The sequence below is a fragment of the Microcoleus sp. K4-B3 genome, from assembly GCF_036704615.1.
Taxonomy (GTDB): Bacteria; Cyanobacteriota; Cyanobacteriia; order Cyanobacteriales; family Microcoleaceae; genus Microcoleus.
In genome coordinates this window covers 21,236-46,370 of sequence record NZ_JAUBSF010000056.1, presented here as the reverse complement: position 1 = coordinate 46,370, position 25,135 = coordinate 21,236, and the positions used below count along the sequence as shown (strand labels likewise).

At 47.9% G+C, this 25,135-nt stretch carries 14 protein-coding genes; 6 read left to right on the top strand and 8 right to left on the bottom strand.

Annotated features, from left to right (window positions below):
• Positions 1 to 399: 399 nt before the first annotated feature.
• Positions 400 to 2,358 carry a cation:proton antiporter domain-containing protein gene (locus QUA78_RS21410; protein ID WP_333301453.1) on the bottom strand — a complete coding sequence of 653 codons (1,959 nt, stop codon included), beginning with the start codon at positions 2,356 to 2,358 and terminating at the stop codon, positions 400 to 402.
• Between the two features lie 436 nt (positions 2,359 to 2,794).
• The gene (locus tag QUA78_RS21405; RefSeq protein ID WP_333301452.1) at positions 2,795 to 4,075 is read right to left on the bottom strand and encodes a GH25 family lysozyme; all 1,281 of its coding nucleotides are present in this window, start codon (positions 4,073 to 4,075) and stop codon (positions 2,795 to 2,797) included.
• A 113-nt stretch (positions 4,076 to 4,188) separates the two neighbouring features.
• On the opposite strand from QUA78_RS21405, the gene QUA78_RS21400 reads away from it, so the two are divergent.
• The gene (locus QUA78_RS21400; RefSeq protein WP_333301451.1) at positions 4,189 to 4,683 is read left to right on the top strand and encodes a DUF427 domain-containing protein; all 495 of its coding nucleotides are present in this window, start codon (positions 4,189 to 4,191) and stop codon (positions 4,681 to 4,683) included.
• A 398-nt stretch (positions 4,684 to 5,081) separates the two neighbouring features.
• Positions 5,082 to 6,185, top strand: coding sequence for a diguanylate cyclase (locus tag QUA78_RS21395; RefSeq protein ID WP_333301450.1), 1,104 nt, complete (start codon positions 5,082 to 5,084; stop codon positions 6,183 to 6,185).
• Positions 6,186 to 6,257: 72 nt separating this feature from the next.
• Here the strand turns inward: QUA78_RS21395 and QUA78_RS21390 are convergent, their stop codons facing one another.
• Both QUA78_RS21390 and QUA78_RS21385 read right to left on the bottom strand, forming a co-directional pair.
• Positions 6,258 to 6,497, bottom strand: coding sequence for a helix-turn-helix domain-containing protein (locus QUA78_RS21390; RefSeq protein ID WP_190735342.1), 240 nt, complete (start codon positions 6,495 to 6,497; stop codon positions 6,258 to 6,260).
• Between the two features lie 260 nt (positions 6,498 to 6,757).
• Complete coding sequence (locus QUA78_RS21385) at positions 6,758 to 7,774, bottom strand: methyltransferase domain-containing protein (RefSeq protein ID WP_333301449.1); 1,017 nt, start codon at positions 7,772 to 7,774, stop codon at positions 6,758 to 6,760.
• A gap of 582 nt (positions 7,775 to 8,356) precedes the next feature.
• Here QUA78_RS21385 and trxB point away from each other — a divergent pair.
• The 3 genes from trxB (at position 8,357) to rpoD (ending at position 13,892) form a co-directional block, all read left to right on the top strand.
• Complete coding sequence (gene trxB / locus QUA78_RS21380) at positions 8,357 to 9,727, top strand: thioredoxin-disulfide reductase (RefSeq protein WP_333301448.1); 1,371 nt, start codon at positions 8,357 to 8,359, stop codon at positions 9,725 to 9,727.
• 266 nt (positions 9,728 to 9,993) lie between these two features.
• On the top strand, positions 9,994 to 10,878 hold the full coding sequence (locus tag QUA78_RS21375) for an ABC transporter permease (RefSeq protein WP_006632901.1): 885 nt from the start codon (positions 9,994 to 9,996) through the stop codon (positions 10,876 to 10,878).
• 1,847 nt (positions 10,879 to 12,725) lie between these two features.
• On the top strand, positions 12,726 to 13,892 hold the full coding sequence (gene rpoD / locus QUA78_RS21370) for an RNA polymerase sigma factor RpoD (RefSeq protein ID WP_172186456.1): 1,167 nt from the start codon (positions 12,726 to 12,728) through the stop codon (positions 13,890 to 13,892).
• Positions 13,893 to 14,106: 214 nt separating this feature from the next.
• Here the strand turns inward: rpoD and QUA78_RS21365 are convergent, their stop codons facing one another.
• From QUA78_RS21365 to QUA78_RS21355, 3 genes are all read right to left on the bottom strand, one after another.
• A complete protein-coding gene (locus QUA78_RS21365; RefSeq protein ID WP_172186457.1) occupies positions 14,107 to 14,259 on the bottom strand; it encodes a chlorophyll A-B binding protein in 153 nt (50 codons plus the stop codon).
• A 122-nt stretch (positions 14,260 to 14,381) separates the two neighbouring features.
• A complete protein-coding gene (locus QUA78_RS21360) occupies positions 14,382 to 15,797 on the bottom strand; it encodes an ATP-binding cassette domain-containing protein (RefSeq protein WP_333301447.1) in 1,416 nt (471 codons plus the stop codon).
• Positions 15,798 to 15,996: 199 nt separating this feature from the next.
• The gene (locus tag QUA78_RS21355; protein WP_333301446.1) at positions 15,997 to 18,549 is read right to left on the bottom strand and encodes a DNA topoisomerase (ATP-hydrolyzing); all 2,553 of its coding nucleotides are present in this window, start codon (positions 18,547 to 18,549) and stop codon (positions 15,997 to 15,999) included.
• A 1,454-nt stretch (positions 18,550 to 20,003) separates the two neighbouring features.
• Between QUA78_RS21355 and QUA78_RS21350 the strand changes: the two genes are divergently transcribed.
• Positions 20,004 to 20,399 carry a response regulator gene (locus tag QUA78_RS21350; RefSeq protein WP_172186460.1) on the top strand — a complete coding sequence of 132 codons (396 nt, stop codon included), beginning with the start codon at positions 20,004 to 20,006 and terminating at the stop codon, positions 20,397 to 20,399.
• 307 nt (positions 20,400 to 20,706) lie between these two features.
• Here QUA78_RS21350 and QUA78_RS21345 read toward each other — a convergent pair whose 3' ends face one another.
• Positions 20,707 to 24,840 (bottom strand): DNA-directed RNA polymerase subunit beta'', encoded by a 4,134-nt coding sequence (locus tag QUA78_RS21345; protein WP_333301445.1) that lies wholly within the window; start codon positions 24,838 to 24,840, stop codon positions 20,707 to 20,709.
• Between the last annotated feature and the right edge of the window lie 295 nt (positions 24,841 to 25,135).

Sequence of the window (25,135 nt, the reverse complement as noted above, 5' to 3'; positions counted from 1 at the left end):
AGAATTGAAAAGGCTTTTCCAGCCAGATCATACTCATCCACTTTTGTCAAATCCTAATACTGAACCGACGCTCTAGGAGGGCTTCGCTAACGACTTGATTGGTTAAGCTAAAATATTACAGACAACCATTGGCTCTCACAAACAACCTTTGCGCGATCGGCTCCAACGATTGGTTAGACTTGTAGGTGTAAAGTTACTAAGCTCAGAAATATGAAAATTTATAGCTTTGATACGATTCTAGAGCTAGTCGAAGAAATGTCTTAGGAGGAGGAAATAACTTTAATCCATTTGATTAAAAGACGACGCATAGAAAAACGGAGAGATGAGATTGCTCTCAATATCGCTCGTACCAATAAGTAACACCTATACGAATCTTCTGCGGCCATAAAATCATTCCTCTTACCGCGCAACTGGCGGCTGCAAAATTTCAGCATCTTTTGCTATTCCCGCTTCCTCGAAAATCTTCTCTAAAACCGGAGAAGGAATCGGCACTTTCTCAACTACCTGATGCTTTTCCAAAGTCAAACGAGACTGCGACGAACCAGACAATCTTTTCAACAATTTCGGTGTCGGATCGTACAGCAAATAAATAATTCGATCGCCTGCTTGCCAAATCTGGGTCGCCGACACTACTTGCAAGTAGCCTTGCCTTTCCAGCAGCAGCGGCGCCAACTCCCCGGCTTGAACCAAAGCTTGCAAGTGAGCAACCTGAAACTGCAATCCCTCACTTTTTAACTCGGTTTCCCCTAATTTTACTTCACCGTCGCTCAAATATTCGTTCCAATCCTTCAGCGACAAATCGGAGACAAAGGCTTGATTGATTTTAGCCTGATTTGCAGGCGTATTTGCTTGCGGATCTTTGGGGAATATTGCCAAAACCCTCGGCGGTGCAAACTCCTCAGCCGCTCGCTGAGCTAACACTAAGTTTACCTCGCCATTGTTAGTCATTGCCAAAAAAGTTCCCATCGAATCCAGTCCAGCTTCTTCTAAAACGCTGTGGTCGAGAGCACTGCTCAAAAACACCCGCAAACCTTCTCGTTCTGCTTGTGCGCAAGCTTCCGGGTTTGTGTCGATAATTGCCACAGATTCTCCGCGTTCTTGAAACAAGCGAGCAATTAATCTGCTCAAAGGATTTGACCCCACAATTGCTGCACCGGTTACAGATTTTGAGGTGATGCCCAACAGTTGAGCCATCCGTCCGGCCGTTAGTCCCTGGACGAAAACTGTCATAATAATTGTTAGGAAAACTAAGGCTTTAATCGAGTCGCCGCCGTTGATTCCCCGCTGGGTGAGCAAAATTGCAAATAAAGATGCGATCGACGCTGAGACAATTCCCCTCGGCGCTACCCAACAAATAAATAATTTCTGCCGCCAATTCAGTCCGCTGTTCCAAGTACACAACCAAACATTGATCGGCCGGACTATCCACATTAAAGCTAAAACTGTAAACAAACTTCCCCAACCGAGGGCGACCACACTAGCGAGGGATAAATCAGCCGCCAACAGCACGAACAGCATGGAAATAGCCAGGACTGTCAGTTGACCTTTAAACCTCCTCAGCAGCCTTTCTTCCGGCACAGCAGCGGCTCTGAGGACGATGCCGGATACCACAGTTGCCATAAGTCCCGATTCACTGCGGATTTCTTCTGCTAAGCCGAAAAATCCCCACAAACCGGCTAAAACTACTAAGTTTTTGAGGTCTTCGGAGAGAAATTGCGATCGCTTGAGAATGAATCCCAGCAGCCAACCTCCCGCAATCCCGATGACTGCGCCAACTAATAGTCGGACGATTAAATCTCGGAACAAAACCAGCAAATCAGCATTGCCGTTCAAAATAATATTCAGCACCAATACTGCCAGAATTGCCCCGACAGGATCGATTAAAACGCCTTCTGCTTCTAGCAAGGCGGCGACTTGTTTGTCAACCGATACTTGTTTGAGCAAAGGGCCGATTACTGTCGGGCCGGTGACGACTACTAGAGAAGCATACAGAAATGCGATCGGCCAGGGAAATTCCCCCAACCAGTGTGCGGCCATTCCGCCGCCAATTAGCGTAATTAAAGTGCCTACCGTAACTAAATTGCGGATGCTGCCGGAAACTTTGCCCAAATCTCGCAATTCCAAATTCAAGCCGCCTTCAAACAGAATTAACGCTACGCAAAGGGATACCATAACTTCCAAACCGCTGCCCAGCAGATTGGGGTGCAGCAATCCCAAGCAGTCTGGGCCGGCTAAAATGCCAAACAACAGCAAAAAGACGATCGCCGGAACTTTCAGATAAGCCGCGAGAACTTGAGCGCTGATGCCACAGATGACGGTCATGACCATCAACTGGGTGATGTTAAAGGGGATTTCCATAGATATAATTGTTACAGGCTGCCCGCTCAGTTTTAAATGTTCGATCGCGGGTAATTGGAGTGCAGGCCCTATTTTCGGCGCAGCTTACAAACTCGGCACGGCCCTGGATTTTTCCCAATAAGATTAAAAAACCTTGATAGTCGCTATAACTTTATCAGATAATTCTCTTGGCGTCAAAGATGGCAGCAAGCTGTAGCTAAGCGAGAGATTGTCTGTTATGTTTGAGAGTTCGACGGGGATGCGGAAACAGAGGGAGAGGATTTGACTTGTTTTGATGTGGAGTCAATCTCAAATCTCAAATCTCAAATAGCAAGATTTGGCGGCTTTTCAATTACAGAGCCGTCAAACCCCCAGATTCATTTGTGGAGTCAATCTACAATCTAAAAGAATCTAAAATCGCAAGATTCATCTGTAGATTCAATCTAAAATCTCTAATCTATAATCGATTGGGATTCTGCCACCTGCGAAAAAAGTCGGATAGAATAGCCGGCGAAATTCGCCCTTCCAGCCAATCTAAAGCCTGGTTTTGGTTGGGTGCTGCCCGATAAAATTTGCACGCATCTATCAGCCGAATCGGAGAATTAGTGACTGTAGATTGAGAGCGCCACTTTTGCGCAAACTCGGTAAGAATAGCCGGAGAAATTTGTTTTTGCAGCCAATCTAAAGCTTGGTCTTGTTGTGCTAAACCGCGATAAAATTTGCCGACATCTATCAATCGCAAATTAGTGTCTGGAGGTAAGGCAGTTGCCCGCCATTTTTGAGCAAAGTCCCCTAAAACAGAGGTAGGAACCTGACTTTGCAGCCAAATTAAGGCAGTATCTTGGCTAGCGCTAGCTTGATAAGACGAGAATACCTGAGTCAGCCGCACGCCTGATATGGGAGGGGGAGTTGGAGCGGGAGTCGGCAGCGGGGCGGGTGTCGGCGCTGGAGGGGGGACAACTACTTTGAGAGGTTTTCGCATCAAAGCGGCCCAGGTGTTGAGGCTTGCAATGCCGTCTGGATTGAGACCTTGAGATTTCTGAAACGAGATGAGCGCCGCTGTGGTGGTAGCTCCAAATTTACCGTCCATCGCGCCTTGATAAAAACCTTTAATTCTTAATTCCTTCTGGATGTCTGCAACTTTATAACTTAGGGCGCCTTCTCGGACGCTTTCATAAATATTGGTGTCTACATTGCCCGATACGCCCGACACGCTGCCGGCGTCACTGTACTGCCAAAAAGTCCAAGTTTTCCAGCCGCCGGGAACCCAAGGTTCCTCAGCACTGGTATAGTGAGCAATCCACAGTGGGTAATCGGCAAACCGTTTTGTCCCCAGGCTGTCCCAGAAACCGGGGTAAGTGTAGATAATCGGCCGCATCAACGTGGCTTTTTCGACTGCTTCTAACCAAATTGCGGCTCGATCGCACAATTGAGTCACAGTCAAACCGCCTGTAGTTTCCAAATCCAAGACTGCCGGCAAATCCCCCGCTTCGAGTTTTACAGTTTTCAAGAACAAATCTATTTGTCCTTGAACGCTGCTTGCAGGTCGAAAAAAGTGGTAAGCACCGCGTTGAATCCCGGCCGCTTTCATAGCAGCCCAATTGCGGGCAAAAGTTTGGGAAACTAACGTTGCACCCTCCGTCGATTTGACAAAACTGAAGGTAATACCTTCCCGGGCAACTGCTTGCCAATTGACATTGGGCTGGTAGTCGGAAACGTCTATACCGCGAATACTCATATTACGAAGAGTTGAGAAAAGCTGGTTTGGTCTGAAGCAGCGACTCGATTAAGGGTACATTAAATTGTAATGCTAAGTCGCTAAGTGTTTTTTTTGCAGGGGAGATTGTGCAAATGAACTTCGATCAAATAGAGCCCGGCCCCGGTCAAGAGTCTGTTTGGGATTACCCGCGTCCCCCTCGCCTTGAGGAATTGACCAAACACGTACAGATAGTTTTTAATGGAGTGACGATCGCCGACACGCGCCGTCCTCAGCGGGTATTGGAGACAAGTCACCCTCCTGCCTACTATATCTGCCCTGAGGACATCAAAATGGAATATTTGCACAAAACTTTACGGGGATCTTGGTGCGAGTGGAAGGGACAAGCCGGTTATTACACTGTGACGGTGGGAGAAAAGGAAGTAGTAAATGCTGCTTGGTTTTATCCCAATCCCACCCAAGTCTTTGAGGCTATTAAAGATTATGTAGCTTTTTATCCGAGCAAGATGGATGCCTGTTATGTGGACGGCGAATTAGTGCAATCTCAACCAGGGGATTTTTACGGTGGCTGGATTACCAAAGATATTGTCGGCCCGTTTAAGGGAGGGCCAGGAACTTGGGGGTGGTAAGGGAATGTGGAGTTTTGAGTTTTGAGTTGAGAACAGTGGCAGAAACCACGTTTTTTTTACGCAAAGCCTCGTTACAGCTTCAGCCCGGTTTAAAAACCTGGTTTCTTGAGTTTGTGGGCGCCGTGAATGAGTTGAGGACTTGCCCAGAAACCTGTTTTTTTTACTACGCAAAAAGCCAACTATCAAAAAATGAGTAATAATTCAATAAATCTATAATTGAGTGAAGATGAATCAATGCCGTGCAGGAGGCACGGCAGAAGCTAACGCAGCAGGTTATCCCTTGAAATAAACAGTGTCGTCAAAAATACAGCCACTGCCAATAAATAAATGTTAGTATAAGTTAATCCCTGACACTAGCTTTATTGCTTCTTTATTATTTATTTATTCGGATCTGCGCTGTGTCTGTTGAATTTATCCCGCCATCTAACTCGCCAGAAAAGCTACCAAAAAATTTATCTTTAGAGTCTACTCTTAAGGATCTAGCTGTATTCAATTTTCAAGTTGAAGCTTCATCCCTAGCCAAAGAAGTAGCCCGGTTTTTTCAAGCTCACCCGCTGCTTCCGGGAGTTATCTTGACCGTAAATGGCGAATTTTTAGGGATGATATCGCGTCGGCGATTTATGGAACGCATGAGCCGCCCTTATGGAGTAGATATATTTGCTTGCAGACCGATTATAGCTTTGTATCAAATAGCTCAAACCGATATTTTGATCTTACCAGGAGTAGCCTTAATTGTCCTGGCAGCTCAGCGAGCCGTGCAGCGACCGCCGGAACTGCTTTACGAGCCAATTGTTGTGCAGTTAGAACCTCAAGTTTACCGATTGTTAGACGTGCATCAACTGTGGGTAGCTTTATCCCAAATTCACCAACAAGCTACTTGGTTTATGAGCGAACTTTATTACAACTTAGCGCTCACGAAATGCGAGCTAGAAGCAGCTAATTCTCAATTAAAAGCAGCTAATTCGGAATTGTATCGCCTTGCCAACTTAGATGGCTTAACTCAGGTTGCCAACCGCCACTGTTTTAACGAATACTTAGAGAAAAAATGGCAAGAATTGGGAGAAGCAGCAGCAGAAATATCTTTAATTTTATGCGATGTTGACTTTTTTAAGAAATACAACGATACTTACGGACATCAGGCGGGAGATGCTTGCTTGCAGCAGGTAGCCCAAGCTATTTTGGAAGCCGTAAATTACTCAACAGGCGAAGTTTCGGGCGAGACTCTGGTAGCCCGTTACGGAGGCGAAGAATTTGCAGTGATTTTGCCTCGGACTTCGCCTGAAATAGCTGTCTGGATTGCAGAGAAAATTCGAGTGTGGATCAAAGAACTAGAAATCGAACACATTAATTCGGAGGTGTGTTCTCTCGTGACGCTGAGTTTGGGGGTAGCGAGTACGTTTCCCCAATCGTCGGCAGCACAAAAAAACTTGATTGCAGCGGCAGACCGCGCGCTTTATCAAGCTAAAGACCGAGGGCGCGATCGAGTGATTTTTGATTTTTGATTTTTGATTTTTGATTTTTGATTGGAAAAATTGCTCCACGGATTTATCCGTGGGCTTGTTTAATGGTTTCGATCACAGATTGTCTGGCAAGTCGCCGATCGACCTGCCGATGCTAGCCAGCAATTTCTCCAAAGCTTTCATCTGCTTGACGGTGAACGTCGGTACGTTCTTCCCCAACTCCCAACGGCTGATTGTTTGCGACGAAACGCCAAGCTCTCGCGCCAAATCTTCCTGACTCATCTCCAGTTCTTCTCTGAGCTTCTTCAAATGCGACTCTTCATTTTCTGGTCGCGGAACGGGCTTTTTCGGCATATCCTCGATCGCACATTTTTTATATAAGATGCTTAAGCATCTTGACTAAACAATAAATTGATTAGACAATTTTGGAAAGGAGCATGAATCGATTATGCCTGACAAACAGCGTCTGAATTCCTAGGTTATTGTTCGCTAGCTTCCCAATTGGCAATAAAAGCGTCGTGGGTCGGTTCCGCAGTTGGTCGGATTTGAGCAAGTATTTAGCTTGAAGGTGTGCAATACTGCGTATAAAATTTTATCGGGCGATCGTCCCGTGGCTACAAAGACTCGCACCAAGCACGTTCTGCCGTCCAGTGTCTGTCTGAAGATTCATAAATCCTCAACCCATCCAACCCGGCATTTTGGATCATCTCCTCAACTTCATCCAGCGTAAATGCTGCTTGCAACGAATCGCTGAATAACTGTTTCTGATGCGCGTTGCAATCTCCCGCATACAGCTTGACTAAATTATCCCTGATTTCCGCTTTTTCCGGCCGCAGTAAATCCCGCAAAAAAATTGCTCCCTGCGGCTTCAACACCCGCTTGACTTCCTGCAAAAACGGCAGCGGATCGGGCAAATGGTGGATAATGCTGTTGGAAATCACCATGTCAAAATAATTGTCAGGGTAAGGCATTGCCTTAGCATCGATTAATTCGAGACTAATTTGCGATCGCGCGCCCGCCTTTTCCACATTTTCCGCCCCGACTTTCAGCATATTTGCTGACAAATCGATGCAAGTCAATTTCCATGCTGGCCGGAGTTGAGAAATTGCGATCGGAATTCTCGCCGTACCCGTCCCCGCATCCAAAACGTTTCCAAAAACCGGCCCCAACGCCGCAGCACTCTGAGCAAAAGCAGTATTAACCTCAGTAAAGTCCATCGAATCGTATTCGATCGCCTCTTCCAAGGAATCCATCACTTCCGGTTCCAAAACTCGCTGCATAAAATTTATCTCGTGCTCTGGCATTTCCATATAGGGGTTCAGTTTCGCCTGCAAAAGCTCGACTAACTCCGGTTCCATATATTCGTAATTGTCCGGGATTTGCAAGCAAATAACTTTCTTGCCTTCGAGACTTTCGGGAAATTTGCTCCGAAGTCGATCGCCATGCCTCTTCTCCATCACAAATATCAAATCCGCCCAACCGACAAGACCCTCAGTTACTCTAATTCTTGCACCTTTTTCCGTTCCCGCCGATCGCACGCTGTAGCCGCTAACTTTCTGGCATATTTTCTCGGCAGTCAAACTTCTCCACTTATTCTGACTGCACACAAACAATATCTTGATTTTATCCATTCAGACACAAATACAAAATTCTATTTTATCGTGGCACGGGCGTCCCGCCTGTGCTTCCGAAGCGGTTAAAAAGCTCGATCGAATTTCCCCCCATCGCACCTTGCCTACCACAAATCATGTATTTTGTCAAATTGACCCAAATCTCCGTTACAATTCTTAAACCATAAAATGCGGATTTTGCATAAACAATTGTATTTATTACATTTGCAGAGTTCGTTAATTTTACGATTTTAAAAGCTTTCAGCGTCAAAAACTTAAATTAGTCATAATGCCCCTGGATTGTGAAAATCGTACCACAAGCCTCAAAGCAAGTAAATAGGTAAAATAATTGAGAATGAAGTCAATAATTTTGGTCATCTTTAGATTTGCTTAAGATTTCAGCGGTCAAAATAGATCGAACATTTAAAACGAAATCGACTTTTAGATTGTTTTTGCTTATAAAACAAGCTGGAATTGCGCCGAAGACCGATCGACCCTCAACAATAGATACAGATGCTCGATCGCACAATGGCATCAAACCAAACTCGATCAAACTCTGCTAGAATTAGTAAAACGAAGTCGTTATGAGTTTGACTAAAAGCTATGACCGAACAAACCGTAGAAAACTTAGTGATTATCGGCTCAGGCCCTGCAGGCTACACCGCAGCCATCTACGCCGGGAGGGCAAACCTGAAACCCGTAGTGTTTGAAGGCTACCAAGCGGGAGGCGTCCCCGGCGGTCAACTGATGACCACCACAGAAGTCGAAAACTTCCCCGGTTTCCCCGAAGGCATCACCGGGCCGGAGCTCATGGATCGAATGAAAGCTCAATCAGTGCGCTGGGGTGCAGAATTATACACAGAAGATGTAATTTCGGTGGATTTGAGCCAGCGGCCGTTTACAGTGCGATCGGAAGACCGAGAAATCAAAACCCACACGATAGTAATCGCTACAGGCGCGACGGCGAAAAGGCTGGGGCTGCCTAGCGAACACGTATTTTGGAGTCACGGCATTTCTGCCTGTGCCATTTGCGACGGCGCTACCCCAATTTTTAAAGGAGTAGATTTAGCTGTAATCGGCGCGGGCGACACCGCAGCGGAAGAATCTATTTATTTGACAAAATACGGCTCTCACGTACATATGCTGGTGCGGCGCGATCGGATGCGCGCCAGCAAAGCCATGCAAGACCGAGTGCTGAGCAATCCCAAAATAACCGTGCACTGGAACACCGAAGCAGTGGATATCTTGGGCGAACCGGGCGGCAAAATGGACGGGGTGAGAATTAGAAATATCGAGACCGGCGCCGAGAGCGATTTGCTGGTGAAGGGATTATTTTACGCGATCGGTCACACTCCCAACACTCAACTTTTCCAAGGTCAGTTAGAACTCGACGAAGTAGGCTATATCGTTACCAAACACGGTTCGGTAGAAACCAGCGTTGAGGGAGTTTACGCCGTCGGCGACGTGCAAGACCACGAGTTTCGCCAAGCAATCACCGCGGCCGGTAGCGGCTGTATGGGTGCGATGCTGGCAGAAAGGTGGCTGTCGTCCAAAGGTTTAGCTCAGGAATTCCATCAAACCGAGGAATCCGAGCAACCCGCGGCAGCGCCGGAAGCTCAAAAAGTTCGCAAAACCAGCGAGAACTTTGATATCACAGACACGCGCCACGAAGGAGGTTATGCTCTGCGGAAGTTGTTCCACGATAGCGATCGGCTGATTGTAGTCAAATATTCCGCTCCGACTTGCGGCCCTTGTCACAGCCTCAAGCCGATTTTGAGCAAAGTAGTAGATGAGTTCGAGGGCAAAATCCACTACGTGGAAATCGACATTGAAGAAGATCCAGAAATTGCTGAAAATGCTGGCGTGATTGGTACGCCGACGATTCAGTATTTCAAAGACAAAGATTTGGTAGCTGAGCTCAAAGGAGTTAAGCCGAAAAGCCAGTACCGTGAGTTAATTGCCAGTAATTTGTAGGACATTCGATCGATTTTAGATTTGAGATTCGCCAAGGGAAATTTAACCTAAACTCGACTTGCGTCCCGCCTGCCAAAAACCCGGTTTCTCCCCTGCGCGCCAGTCCCGTGCAGGGGAGAAACCGATTTTTTTTTAGCTGCATCCCGCGAAAAAACCCGGTTTCTCGCGAGTGTTTGGCGAATAAGAAAGAGGATTTTTGAGTGTTCCGGGTTTTTTCGCCTGAGTCCTACTAAAATCTAAAAGTCTTATATTGGTCGATCGTCATTATGGCTCAAAGCCGTCTCCGACTGCCGCGATTTCTCAACAGTGCCTCACCGTCAAGCCTGTCCATGAAAATGATGTGGGCAGGTTTGACAATAACTGCCGTGTTTATATTAGTAGCCACCTTGTCTCCAGCTATGCAAGCTTGGGGATGGCTGCAAAATCCTACCGAGGCTTTGATTAACCCCATCCACGAACCGCCGTCGGCGAATTATTGGTTTGGTACTAGCCGCAGCGGCTACGATGTTTTTTCCCGCACGCTGTTTGCTTCTCGGGCGGCTTGGCAAGTGGTGATTTTAGCCACATCTTTGAGTTTGTTTATCGGTGTGCCGCTGGGCCTAGTTAGCGGTTATTTGGGCGGTAAGCTCGATCGAGTGTTGTTATTTTTAATGGATACAATTTATACTTTGCCGGGGCTGCTACTTTCATTGACGCTAGCGTTTGTAGTGGGAAAAGGAGTTTTAAATGCTGCGATCGCCCTGAGCATTTCCTACATCCCTCAATACTACCGCGTCGTCAGGAATCACACCGTCAGCGTCAAAACCGAATTGTTTGTCGAAGCCGCCCGAGCAATGGGTGCTGACACTTGGACAGTGCTTTCGCGCTACCTGTTTCTGAATGTGATTCAGAGCGTACCGGTGCTGTTTGCGCTCAACGCTGCCGATGCAATTTTAACATTAGGAGGTTTGGGATTTCTCGGATTAGGACTTCCCGAAGCAACTCCCGAATGGGGACACGACTTGCGTTTAGCTTTAGATGCACTACCTACTGGCATTTGGTGGACGGCTTTGTTTCCCGGTTTGGCAATGACTTTAATGGTAGTGGGACTGTCTTTGGTGGGGGAAGGATTAAACGAATTTGTGAACCCTCGCCTGCGGAATCAGCAGTAAGTTGTGTCGCGGTTAAATTAAGTTCGCAGTCAGGACTTTAGTCCTTATTCACAAAAAAACAAATTGAAGTCCTGACTAAAAACACGCGCTATAAAGAGATGATAATATCGCCCGGATTAATTACTAAATTTTTCTCTTGCAAGGTGAATTTTTTCTAGTAAACCTTCCTTGGGTTGTCAATATAGAGACGGAGCGGAAATGTTTATTGATAGCTTCATCCTCTAACAGTCAAGCCACATAATTTAAACGCGAGTACAGGATAAAGCCCGGATACGTTCTTTCTGAGGACGCTCTGTAAATAATAACAAAACTTTGAGCATCGCACCAGCGTCCTACCGCTCCACATCTTTAAGTGCATCCAGCAGCTTATGCCTTGTCCAACAAGAGCAAGCACATCGCTAATTGGGTAAATTTTCCTTCCCTTGCGGAGTTATCATCTGCAGGCAGTTGCAGCAACGCCCTCTGTGGATTTTTTTCCGTCTGCTTGAAATTATCAAGACAATTCGAGAATGCTACCTAAAATTGATTAAAGGGCTTTATTAAATCTTTACACTGTTACGATATATTTAAAGGAATCGTGAAGTTATACTTCCGGAAGATGGCGAATTGTGATTTTTGTGAGAAAGTGCGATCGCGCAAGTGCCAGCCGGAAGCCAACACATTTTAGAGCAGTTTGCAGCCGAGCATTGCGCATTGCGTGAACTCTCAGTAGAATTTATCCGGGTGGTTTTTGCCGCTGACGCGACAAACTCGTGTCGAACTGCTTAAATGAGAAAGTGACGTTAAGAACTTAATGTGATTTAACGTCAAAATTAAACCCAATTTCTGAGATTTGAGCTAACTTAACAATGAAAGCCCCTGTTGCATTACTCAACCCGCAACGCTTCATTTGGGGTCAGAGTCGGTCTCTAGTCCAGAGTTGTCGGCTTAAAACTAAAGCTACGAGGTTTATTCAATCGCACATTGCGTATGATTCAATTCAGGGAAACAGGGTAATGATGGGTGTATCTACACGGATTGTATTGGTCCCAATTCCGGCAAGTCAAAAACTGTCTGCTAACTGTCTGGCCAACTACGCCGCAGCCGTTCACCCAGATATGCGCAGAAAACAGCGCCGTTCGATTGTGCCAAAGTTTTTACTGGCCATTCTCAGGATTTAGCAGATTTAGACACGAGTCCCTATTGTCAAGCTAAGCTGATAGAGTTTTCCTAGTTCTTGACAAACAATGGAAAACAACTTCCATTTTTTGTGAGAAAGGCTACAATCGGAAAGGTCTTTGCAAGATCCGATTCTCCCCGTTTGGTGCTTTGACCCTCTGCTGTTGCATTTGAGCCAGCAGACCCGCATCCAAGGTGGCGAAAATTTGCCATGCAACTGTCATGTCTGACAACATCATGAAAGCACCAGGCGCATCAAAAGTTCGACACATCGAACACAAAAGTTAGAGGGTTCCGTGCCGGAAAACTTGTACTGGTAAAAGATCGAAGTATCGAGTAAAAAAGTTAGTATTTTTTGAGGTGCGAGCGATCGCATTTCATGGTTTGCTTCTCTGGGCAAGGTATCGCAGATAATGTCGTAACTCGCTCCGAAAGAAAAAGCCGCACGCTCAATCCCATGTCGCGATGTTAAACTCTGCGATCGATTGAATGCGCTCCCTGCTTCAAACCATAACTGGAACTTTGACTCATAAAACTGGTGCCGTTTCGGTAACAGATTCAGCTAGCCGACCGAAAATCCCACTATTTCTTCCTGCGGGAATGTCAATACTGGCTAACTTGTCTAAACTACAAACAGACACTATTCCACTGTTATTTATTCTTTAATTCAGGAGCATGAGGAAGACGGCATGATCCAGGCTAACACCGTACTCGAAACCACAATCACACCCCAAATGGAAACTATCGAGTTGCTTCGGAGCGCCGAAAGCGTTCTACCTGAGAGCGAGTTGGAACTCTTTATCGACGAAGAAGACGATCGAGAAGAATTCTTAGATTCTCAATCTGAGGAGGACACTAAATCTGGCAAAGGTGCCAAAGCCCGTCGTCGGGCACAGGCAAAGAAAAAGCATTATACTGAAGACTCTATTCGTCTTTACCTGCAAGAAATCGGTCGGATTCGACTGCTGCGAGCTGACGAAGAGATTGAACTAGCGCGCAAGATTGCAGATTTGCTGGAATTAGAGCGAGTTCGAGAACAACTGCTTGAAGAGTTAGACCGCGAACCCAAAGACAGCGAATGGGCTAATGCTGTAGATATGGCACTCCCTGCATTTCGTCACCGACTCCACGTCGGCCGTCGGGCAAAGGAAAAAATGGTGCAATCAAACCTGCGTTTGGTGGTGTCGATCGCCAAAAAATACATGAATCGCGGTTTGTCTTTCCAAGATTTAATTCAGGAAGGCTCTTTGGGTCTCATCAGAGCCGCTGAAAAATTCGATCACGAAAAAGGCTACAAGTTTTCTACCTATGCAACTTGGTGGATACGTCAAGCCATCACCAGAGCAATCGCCGACCAATCGCGCACTATCCGCCTCCCGGTTCACCTTTACGAAACGATTTCGCGGATCAAGAAAACTACCAAACTCCTGTCTCAGGAAATGGGTCGCAAGCCTACGGAAGAAGAAATTGCTACCCGCATGGAAATGACGATCGAGAAGTTGCGGTTCATTGCTAAGTCCGCACAGTTGCCGATCTCTTTAGAAACTCCGATCGGCAAAGAGGAAGACTCACGTCTGGGAGATTTTATTGAATCAGACGGGGAAACACCAGAAGATCAAGTCTCCAAAAACTTGCTCAGAGAAGACTTGGAAAGCGTTTTGGATACTCTCAGCCCCCGAGAACGGGATGTACTGCGGCTGCGTTACGGCTTAGATGACGGACGGATGAAGACCTTGGAGGAAATTGGTCAAATCTTTAACGTCACTCGCGAGCGGATTCGCCAAATCGAGGCTAAAGCCCTGCGGAAGTTGCGCCATCCCAACCGCAACAGCATCTTAAAAGAATATATCCGCTAGAGTAATTTGCTAGCATCACCCAAAAGAGTGATTCGCACTCTTTTTTTTGGGGGGGAGACCCCCCGCCCCGGTTTGGGCTATAGCTGTTAAATTTTGTGCTGCTAACTGCCCGGAGCAAGTGGCTATTTGCTGGCAAAATCGCGCTGCCAAAATTTAGGGAGTCCGTTACGGAACTCCCAAGCTTTGCAGTGTCACAAAAGTCTTAACTAGAAAATTACATCAGGCCCCAAAAGTGAAGCAGGCCTTGACCGGAAACCAATTCGATTATGACAGCGGCCGAGAAACCAATCATCGCCAAACGACCGTTCCAATTTTCGGCTCCTTCGCTGAAGCCCCAGTTCCAAGCGTTGCGTTTTTGTTCTTGCATAGTGCGAACTCCTTTCGTTAACTTTTGTAAGGCTTATGTAAATTAATATAACAGTGACTTGAAAAAAGTGCAATTTTGTGGGTCTTGAGATAGGTGACAACAGTCGATCGACCTTGAGGATTTTACCTAACAGGAAAAATAGCCAACTCAGTATCGGGGTCGAACAAGTGAATTTTGTCATGGGCGATGGCCAACCAAAGCTCCTCGCCAACTCGGATCGATCGCTCAGGCGGAACCCGCACTTGCATCCGCACGGCCGGAGCATCCGTCAAACAAACCCCCAAATAAGTTTCGTGTCCCAAAGCCTCTACAATTTCTACTTGTACCGAAAGATTTTTGGTAGCAGGAGGGTGAATGCTCAGATGTTCCGGCCGAATGCCCAAAATTAGCCCTCGCCCGTCATATTGTTGTAGACTTTTTGCCCAAATATCGGGTAAAGTAAAGCGAAATTGCGGGTGAGAAATCAACAAGGGCGCACTAAATTCCACCAACAAGAAATTCATCGGCGGAGAACCGATAAACTCAGCAACAAACAGATTAGCCGGCTTGTTGTAAAGCTCTAGAGGTTTAGCTACTTGCTGAATCTGGCCGACCTTCATAATAGCAATCCGATCACCCATAGTCATCGCCTCAGTTTGGTCGTGAGTTACATAAATAGTCGTAGTTCCCAACTGTCGCTGCAACTGCACAATTTGCGATCGAGTTTCCGCCCTCAATTTCGCATCCAGATTAGATAACGGTTCGTCCATCAAAAAAACTTCAGGATTTCTAGCCATCGCCCTACCCAAAGCTACCCGCTGCTTTTGCCCTCCGGAAAGTTGTTTTGGCAAGCGAGTTAAAAGAGATTCTATTTGCAATAATTCAGCTACCTCCCGCACTCGTTTTCCTACTGCCTTTTCCCGTTCCGACAAATAGCGCAAACCCGGAGGTAACTTGCGAGTCGCTCCTCCTAAAAAGTCCTCAAACAAAGGATAACTTAGAGGATTTTTTAAATAATTAGAAGCTAAATCCTTAATAACCTCTTCTACCTTATTCCTAATTTTTTCTATCTTCTGGATGCTTCCTTCTTCTCCTTGTATCTTCCCCCTTCTTCCTTCTTCCCTCTTCCTTCTTCCTTCTTCCTTCTTCCTTCTTCCTTCTTCTTTCTCCCTTTCCGAGCGACGCAATCCAAAGGCGAGATTATCGTAAACTGTTAAGTGAGGATAGAGAGCATAATTTTGAAATACCATAGCGATATCTCGGTCTTTAGGAGGCAAATCGTTAACCAGCCGATCGCCAACCCAAATATTGCCGGCTGTCAAAACTTCCAAACCGGCGATCGAACGCAGCAAAGTGCTTTTTCCGCAGCCAGAAGGTCCCACCAGCACCATGAATTCCCCGTCTTCGACCGTTAGGTTGATGCGCCGCAAAACGCTGTTAGACGAAGGGCGATCGGCTATAGGCGAGACATTTTCTGCAACGGTGTTTGCTTCTTTTTCCTGTTCTCCTTGGCGGAGCGGAAAACTTTTGTAGATATTTTCTAATACAACTTGCGCCATTAAACAATTTTAGATTTTAGATTTTAGATTTTAGATTGGGGAATTGGAGGTAGAGCCTCCGGGTATGTATTCCCAGGCAGAGCCTGGGAACAAGGCTTAATGGGGAATGGAATTGGACGTATACTCTGGAAGGCAACAAAGGCAAGCTTTAATTGACTCACAGCGAATAATGACACAATGAATGACCCATGACTAATGACTATTGACTGCTGATAACTTTGATGATTCTTTCACCTGGATTGAGGTCAAAAACTCGATCGCCCGCAGCATCTTTCCCCCAAAAAGCTATAGCATCAATAGCCGATCGCAGCAGGCGGCCAGAATTAGTAAAAAGTTTCACCTCCGTACCCGGAACAGCCTGCAGCAAGGCAACTAAAGCATCTTTAGGCTCTGAGAAACGAAAAGCTTGAGTGCCAATTTCGCCCCGGTTAGTAAGTCTGACAGAACCTGCAGGCATTCGTTTTGCCCAACCCAACTCAGAAAATAGCACCAGACTGTCGTTCGGGTCGAGAGTGATGCAACCCACCAACTCTTCCTGCTTCCGCAACCTGGTTACTTGAGATCCCTGGGCCGTGCGGCCCATTGGCGGCAGTTGTTCATCGTCAATCTCAAACCGGAGGACTCGGCCTCCTGAAGTTGCGATCGCCACTTGGTCGCCGACTTTACCCAGACTCGCACAGCGCAGCCGATCGTCCTCCTTGAGTTTAACAACTGTAACGCCACGATTAGTCAAATCAGCAAATTCCTGCATCGGCAAGCGCTTAATTTTCCCTTGCTGAGTCAGAGTTACTAAATCTGCAGCTTCCGAATTTTCCGGCAAAATAAAGTGTGCAACTGTGATTTCCGACAAAGCGCGACCGGCACTTTCTTTAGTAGCACTCGGCGACAACAAACTAACGATCGGCGTTCCCCGGTCTTTGGCGCTACTACTAGGAATATCGGCCACTTTCAGCGGGTAAGCTTTGCCGTTAGGAGTTAAGACGACCAAAGTGCGATCGGTTTTCGTCAGCTTAGCCGTCACAATAAAATCTTCATTTTTTTCTAAAGCTGAAACCGATTTTTCGCGACTTTTCGAGCGAGGCCGTTCCCCAGCGGGCAAGCGCCGCACGTACTGCTTGTGCGAAAATTCAACAATTGTTTCCTCTGCCTCTAGAACGGGCAATAAGTTAGGCTGAATCGTTGCCGGCGACAACTGCTTCACCGCAGAATTTTTCTTACCAGAAAATTGTGGTTCGGCGTTTGCTGCGCGTCCGGTTCCATTGGCGAATTTAGTGCGGCGGGGGTCAGCGTACTTGCGTTTGAGCGATCGAAATTCCTTCTTTAAAGCCTTCAAAAGTTCCCGCCTGTCGCTCAACAACCGCTGCAATTCTTGAATATTAGCCATCAACTCATCAAACTCAGACTGCAAATTTTGCCTTTCCAAACCAGTCAGCCTGCGCATCGGCATCGCCAAAATAGCATCAGCTTGACTTTCGCTCAAATTGAGGCGAACTTGCAAAGTTTGCTTAGCAGTAGTGCCGTCAGGAGAATTTCTGAGAATGTCGATCGCTGTATCGAGATTTGTCAAAGCCAACATTAAGCCTTGGACAATGTGACAGCGGCGTTCCGCAGCCTGCAACTCGTAATTGTAGCGGCGGGTAAGAGTCACTTCCCGGAAATCCAGAAATTCCTGCAACAATTGTCTCAGCGTCAACTGTCGCGGTTGACCGTTAACAATTGCCAGCAAAATCGCGCCAAAATTTGTTTGCAGGTCAGTTTGTTGATAAAGACGAGCCAGAACCGCTTCAGGGGTAAATTCCCGCTTGAGTTCAATCACGACTCGAATGCCTTCGCGATCGCTCTCGTCACGCAAATCAGAAATACCGTCGAGGCGGCCGGAATTGACCAACTCCGCCACCTTTTCAATCCAAGCCGCCTTATTTACCTGAAACGGAAACTCCGTCACCACGATCGCCGTTTTAGTGCGCACCTTGCGATTACCGGGCACCTCTTCCACCCCGGCCACACCCCTGACCGCAATGCTGCCTCGACCCTTAGTGTAGGCGTCAACAATGCCCTCTGTAGCGACGATTTCCCCTCCGGTCGGAAAATCAGGGCCCGGAATCAGTTCTATCAACTTCTCGTCCGATAGTTCCGGGTTTTCAATCAAAGCAATTAAAGCATCTACCACCTCCCCCAAATTGTGCGGCGGGATATTAGTTGCCATCCCCACAGCAATGCCCGTACAGCCGTTGAGTAATAGAAACGGCAACTGAGCAGGCAGCGCCGTCGGTTCCTGCTGCGAACTATCAAAGTTTCCAGTAAAATCAACAGTTGCATCGCCGACTTGGGTGAGCATCGCTTCGTGGGCGATCGGTGCCAGCCGAGTTTCCGTGTAGCGCATAGCAGCAGCCGGGTCATTGTCCACCGAACCGAAATTGCCGTGACCCGCCAGCAAAGGATAGCGGCTCGAAAACTCCTGAACCATGCGCACCAGAGCGTCGTAAACCGATTGGTCGCCGTGAGGGTGATATTTTCCCAAAACATCTCCAACGACCCGTGCGCACTTGCGGTAAGGTCGGTCTGGCGTCAGACCGAGTTCGTGCATCGCGTACAAAATTCGACGGTGAACCGGTTTTAAACCGTCGCGGACATCAGGCAAAGCTCGCCCGACGATCACACTCATGGCATATTCGAGGTACGATTGCTGCATCTCGGCGTGCAGAGGCGTAGAAATTACTTGCCCGGAAAGTAGGTTGAGTTGTTTAGCCATGAGTCCTTGTGTCCGTTAATTCCTGAGTGAAGAGAGCCTCTGTCAATAATGCCGAGGTTGCCTGTATCGAGTGAAAAGCGTTTGCCGCAGGCGAACCGAAAGTTCGGCCCTACCGCTCAGTTGGAGAATAAAAATAAACTTAACTTGTGAAAGCAGAATCAGAGTGCCGAAGACGGGCAACGCTTGCCTCTTACTCTCCACTCTTACCCTAACCTCTATGTTGCCTTCATTTGCGCCTACCTGTCTATTTACCGCCCGCCGTCAGAAGGTTGATTCACAGGAGAACACCGAATGCCAGAAGCTCAGAACGTAATGAGGCTTTAGCCCTTCCTAGCAAAGCGTCACGAGGGACTTTAGTCCCCGTCAATCTATGATAGAATTTAATTGCAATTAGAAATAACCATCTACGCGAAGAAATATTCTCTTCAGGAGAAAAGCCCGATTCATCTCATCTCGGTACAGCCGTAGCGTTTATCAATCAGCACTGGTAGAAGATAGAGCCTAGCGCATTTTGGCAAGCGTGATGGACTCGGAAAGCATTAAAAAAAAAGTAAGCCCAATTGCAATACCTCTGGTAGGGGTTCTTGTTTTGAGCGTGTAGAGGTACCTGGACTACGAGTGAAGTCCAAGTTTTGGCTTATTCCAGAATGGAGCGTCGCGGTGACTCGCTGAGAGTGTCAAAAATGGCGATCTTGAAGAATTCAGCAGTCAAAAGCTCTCATCGCGACATCTCCTAGTCTGACCTCCGCTTGATGAACGGAAGCGTCGATATTTTAAGCCGTCTCGATCGGTCAAAACTGAGAATTAGGAATTTCCAACAATCCCCGCTAGATTCGCTACTCCGAATGCGGCGGGAGTATGTGAATAAACATGGCTTGATTCTAAGAGCAGGAAAGAAAATAATTGTCACACCTCCGGCACTCTCATATCAGTTTCAAAAAAGAATGCAACTCTAGGCCCGTGATCCAAACCCATATCCAGTCACTCATTCCCCATCTAAAATCTAAAATGGTAGAAGCCGGAGGCTTGAGGGAAAGAAAGGATACTATAGTCCAGGACGCACGGGTAGTCAGAAACCGGGTTTTTCATAGCAATACTTCGTTATAGCCCGCCGAAACGATCGAGAACCCGGTTTCTAGGCGTCGTCGATGCGCCCAGGATTGTACTAGAAACCTGCTACCTGAGAATCTTGAGACTTTCACCAGTGTCAGGTCTAGTTATAAAAAACAACTAAACTGTCTGTGTGTAGTAGTCTAAATGATGATGGTACTGGATGCTTCTAGGCATCTTTACACCTTCTGACAGCTAGTAGATCAAAGATATACATACGGGTTTTGCAGGGTTCCCGGCTGATGGCGCTAAAAACTCTGCATTTTTGACGGGGAATGTAGTCCCCGTGCCGTGTTCCTCTTTGGACTCAAGTCACAAAGTTTCTATAGTTCCCATATTTATTTATGAAAACCGTTCTGATTGTAGAGGACGATTTGGTTAATGCTCGGGTTTTTTCCAAAATTCTGACTAAGCGGGGGGGCTTAGCCGTGAAGCACACGGAAAATGTTGAAGAGGTGATGCAGATTGCTGCAAACGGCGAAGCTGATTTGATTTTAATGGATGTGTCACTTTCCCGCAGCGTGTACCAGGGCAAATCTGTTGACGGCATTAAGATTACTCAACTGCTCAAAGCTGACCCGCAAACGGCCTCGCTGCCGATTATTTTGGTGACTGCTCACGCGATGGCCGGTGATAAAGAAACATTTCTCGATCAAAGCGGTGCTGATGGTTACATCTCTAAACCTGTGGTAGACCATCAAGAGTTTGTCGATCAGATCAAGGCTTTGCTGCCTGATTGAGTAAACCATACATTAAGTAGGAATAAGAAGGAATAAGGAAAAAGGAAGAAGGAAGAAAGAATTTTTTGTTGGAAGCAACAAACCATTAAAACTCTTGAATTACAAAGTTTTCTTGAATTCTGACTCTTCCTTCTTCCTTTTTTCTTTGGAGATCCCGATCGCACAATACGATGAGTTCTGACTTTTAATGAGTGAGGAAAAATTTGAGATTTTTCAACTCATGAGATCGAAGAGTGCGTTGCGGCGAGGAACCTCTCCTCAGCGCTCGCAACGCTATTTACTCATTCATGCAATCTCAAAACTATTATTAGTCTTCGTCCTCATCGAAGTCAAAACCGATATCATCATCATCATCGTCAGCATCAGGCCCCAAGGAATCATCCTCAGTCTCAGCGACAAAATCGTCCTCATCAACCTCAACTTCCTCAAAATCCTCATCAGCCTCAAGGTCAGACGCGCGCCCGATCTCAAAACCGCTCTCGATCGTATAAGCGCGACGTGCAGTGCGATCGTCCAAAACGACATCCTCTTGCAAATCGTGGATGTCGTCATCAAACACAGCACCATCAAAAGCCGCATCCTGAACCCCAGCATCCTCATAGGCATTGAACCCAGTACCCGCAGGAATTAGGCGGCCGATGATGACATTTTCTTTCAGACCGCGCAGCCAGTCAGACTTACCTTCGATCGCAGCTTCAGTCAATACCCGCGTAGTCTCCTGGAACGAAGCCGCAGAAATAAAGCTATCAGTATTCAGCGAAGCCTTAGTAATCCCCAGCAACACGGGAGTATAATCCGCCGGCGCTCCACCAGTAATTGACATCGCCTCATTCACCTGCTCAACCTGCCGCAATTCTACCAACTCGCCCGGGAGCATAGTAGTATCGCCGCCATCTTCCATCCTGACTTTATTTGTCATCTGGCGGACAATCACCTCGATGTGCTTATCAGAAATATCCACGCCCTGAGACTGATAAACCGACTGCACCTCATTCACCAAAAACGTCTGCACCTGTTGGAAACTCTCCAAGGCAGCCTCAAAAGTAGACTGTCGCTCCTTGAGCACGTGGAAGAACACCTCCAGAATTTCGTGAGGATTAGCAGGCCCGTCGGTCAAAGCTTCGGCGACGCCCACGCGCTGTCCGTCGGAAACGATCGGGTTTTGACCGGGTAACAAAGGATATTCCTCAATCCGGCCATCATCCTCAATCACCGCAAGTTCCACAACATCATCATCCGTAACCACCCGAGCCGTTCCCGGCCGCTTGGCTAAAATACAGGCTTCCTTCGGCTTGCGCCCTTCGAGAAGTTCCTCAATCCGTGGCAAACCCTGAATGATATCCCCAGTCTTTGCCCGCTCAAACACCAGAATCACCAAATTATCACCCCGCTGCACCAAATCGCCGTCGTCTACGTGCAGCACCGCACCGGCCGAAACCCGGTAAGGGCGAGCCACCCTGAGCAAGAGTTTCGCAGGTTCTGTCTCCGACGCAGGTACAACCTTCACAACTTGGCCGGACTCTTCGAGAACAACCCCCGGAGCTATTTCAGTACCAGCCACCAGCAGTTGACCTGGACTCACATCCGGCCTACCCGCCACAGAGATCGAAATAGAATCCGCATCCCGCATCACCAACAGTCGGCGCACTGGTTCGTTGAGTCCCTCGCGGATGCCCCGAACGATACCCGCTTCTTTGCACAGAATCTCCGTGCGGGCAACTACTGCCCCGGGCGCGATCGACTGCCCATCCTCCACCAACAGCCGCGTGTGAGTGCTGCCCTGAGTGGGGTCAGCAGACACGTCCCGCCGAATTACCAGCGATTCCAAAATCACCAACTGCAAGCGGAAAGTTTTTGAAGCTCGATCGCCCCCATCGGCCACAGTCATCGCCAACTCTTGGGACGCACTAACGTCTTCAGGCGAACCCCAAGCCGGCCCCGAACCGTCCGCCCCAAAAGCCATAGCATCTTCCTCATCCGGCAGCAGCTCGATATCCGCCGCCAATTGCGGAGCTCCGGAACCAATTTCCAAAATAAGCTGAGTCCGCAGCAATTCCAATCCCTCGACCGATTTGACGCGCTCCCCATCCTTATAGGGCAGTCGCTGCACCGCTTTCAAAGAGATTGACTCATTCAGCGCCGTCTGAGAAGGCACCGGCGGCTTGTCAGGTACTGGAAATTCCACCACAGGCCGCAGCAGCAAAGCCGGGCCCTCGGGAGTTTCGATATACTCGGCATAGCCCAACTCTTCGGCAATCAAGCCCGGGAAAATCTCTTGACCCGCATTGACAATTTGACCTTCCCCGAAAGTTAGCGGCGGGCGGTCAACCACATGGAGTGTCCCCGGCTTAATCACAATTTCCCGGAGGATGTCATTTTTCTGAGTGATTTCCACTGCCCCGCTGGTTTGGCAGAAAATATCCTTAACCACCTCAGTACCCGCCTCCACGTACTGGCCATCTTCCACCAGCAGCAGAGAAATATCCTTATTCACCTCGTGGCACTCTTCCGGTATCCAGAGTAGAGTCCCGCCTTTGACGACTTCGTAGCCAAGTTTAGCTTTGCCGCGCTTGTGGACTTCTACTCCGCCGTACTTGACAATGCCCCCTGTCGCTGTGCGGTAGCTGTCGTCGAGCAGTTCCGCCACCACTTCCCCGTTAATCACCTTGCTCCCGGGAGCCGTCTTCAGGGAAAACCGCTGCTTAGAAGCTGTTTCGATCGTGTAGTGGTCGCGGCCACCTGCGCTTTCGGCCCGCACGATGGCTTGGTCGAGCAGGACTTGCGCGGTGATAATTTCGATTTCTCTCGGGTCAGCGATACGGACTACGCCGCCGTGTTCGGAGACAAGTTTCGTTTCGGCAATCACGCTTTCGGCCGGAATGCGATCGCCATTTTTGACCGCTGGTTCGGCGCCGGGGGGCAAGTTGTAGACTTCTCCTGAGAGAATCCAAATCAGCCCGCCTTTGCTGGCTGTGCGGGTTGTGTTCCCTTGGCGGTCGGTTTTTTCTTCTGGCACCAAATCAGCAAATTTTGCTTCTCCGGCTAAGTCGGAAGCCACGTCCGTAGTCACTTTTTCCGTAGTTTTGCGGGCTGCGCGACCGACGATCGGCACTTCTGCCAAAACTTGACCGGGAATGGCGCGCTGTCCGTCTTTGACCATCAGAGTAGAACCCTGGACGATCGCCAATTCGATTTTCAGTTTTTGATTTTTGGCGCCAGATTTCCCTTCTTCAAAGCCGTCGCCCTCAAATACAAGTTTGCCGTTGTTTTCTGCCACCAGTGCTTCTTCGCCGTGTCTGGTGCGGAACGAGCGGGTGCGCAAGTTCTTGAATTTCACCACGCCGGGGAAGGGTGCGCGTTCTTGTTTCGCCACTTCTCCGGTGAATACGCCGCCGGTGTGGAAGGTACGCATGGTGAGTTGGGTTCCCGGTTCCCCGATCGATTGAGCTGCAATAATCCCGATCGCTTCTCCCATGTCCACCATTTTCAAGTGGGCGAGACTCCAGCCATAGCAGTGCTGGCAAACCGATCGGGTAGATTCGCAAGTCAGGGGCGATCGTAAATACACCTCTGCCACCCCAGCTTTACCAATTTCCCCCGCCAACTCCTCGGTAATTGGCTGATTTCGGACGGCTTTTTCGCTGCCGTAAGCCACGATTTCCCCGGTTTTGGGGTGCACCACATCTCGGGCGAAAACGCGCCCCAGCAGCCTGTCCTTCAGGGGAATCAGCACTGTTGCTCCGTCCGTCATCGGCCGTACTCGAATTCCCCGCTGAGTGCCGCAGTCCACTTCCCGCACAATTACGTCTTGGGATACATCCACCAACCGGCGGGTCAAATAGCCAGAGTCTGCCGTCCGCAACGCTGTATCTACCAAGCCTTTGCGCGCGCCGTAGGAGGAAATAATGTATTCGGTAACAGTGAGTCCTTCGCGGAAGTTGGTTTTAATTGGCAAGTCAATGATTTCTCCTTGCGGGTCAGCCATCAATCCGCGCATTCCGACTAGCTGCCGCACTTGAGAAATGTTCCCCCGCGCACCGGAGAAGGCCATCATGTAGACCGAGTTTAGGGGGTCTGTGGCTCGGAAGTTTTTGACTACTTCGTCTTTGAGGTCTTCTGAGGTGCTGTTCCAGGTATCGATTACTTTTTGGAAGCGTTCGACTTCAGTGATTTCGCCTCTGGTGTATTTTTGTTCTGTGATACGGATTTCTTCTTCGGCTGCATCGAGGAGCGATCGTTTCGACGGGGGCACTTGCAAATCGTCTACGCTAATCGAAACTCCCGCTCGTGTCGCAAAGCGGAAACCCAAGTCTTTGAGTTTATCGGCCATTTGCGCTGTACGGGCCGTTCCGTAGTGCATGAAAGACCAAGAGATTAATTTTTTGAGCTGACCTTTGTCAACAACTCGATTGCGAAAAACAATTTCCTTCTTTTCTGTCATTTTTCTGAGTAGTGGTAATTGGTAATTGGTAATTGGTAATTGGTAATTGGTAATTGGTAATTGGTAATTGGTAATTGGTAATTGATAAGTAGAGTGGCACGAAAAAACCAGAAGCATCTTGTAGGGGCTGGTTTAGCGTATAAGGAGGAGATGTAAGCGAGGAGATGAATGCACTCACCCGCCCTACCCATAGTAATGTTTATTTGCACCTACCTACTTAATTGGTAATTGGTAATTGGTAATTAGTAATTGGTAAATTTTCCTGCTTCAGCCGCTATTATTTGTTAGCGATTAT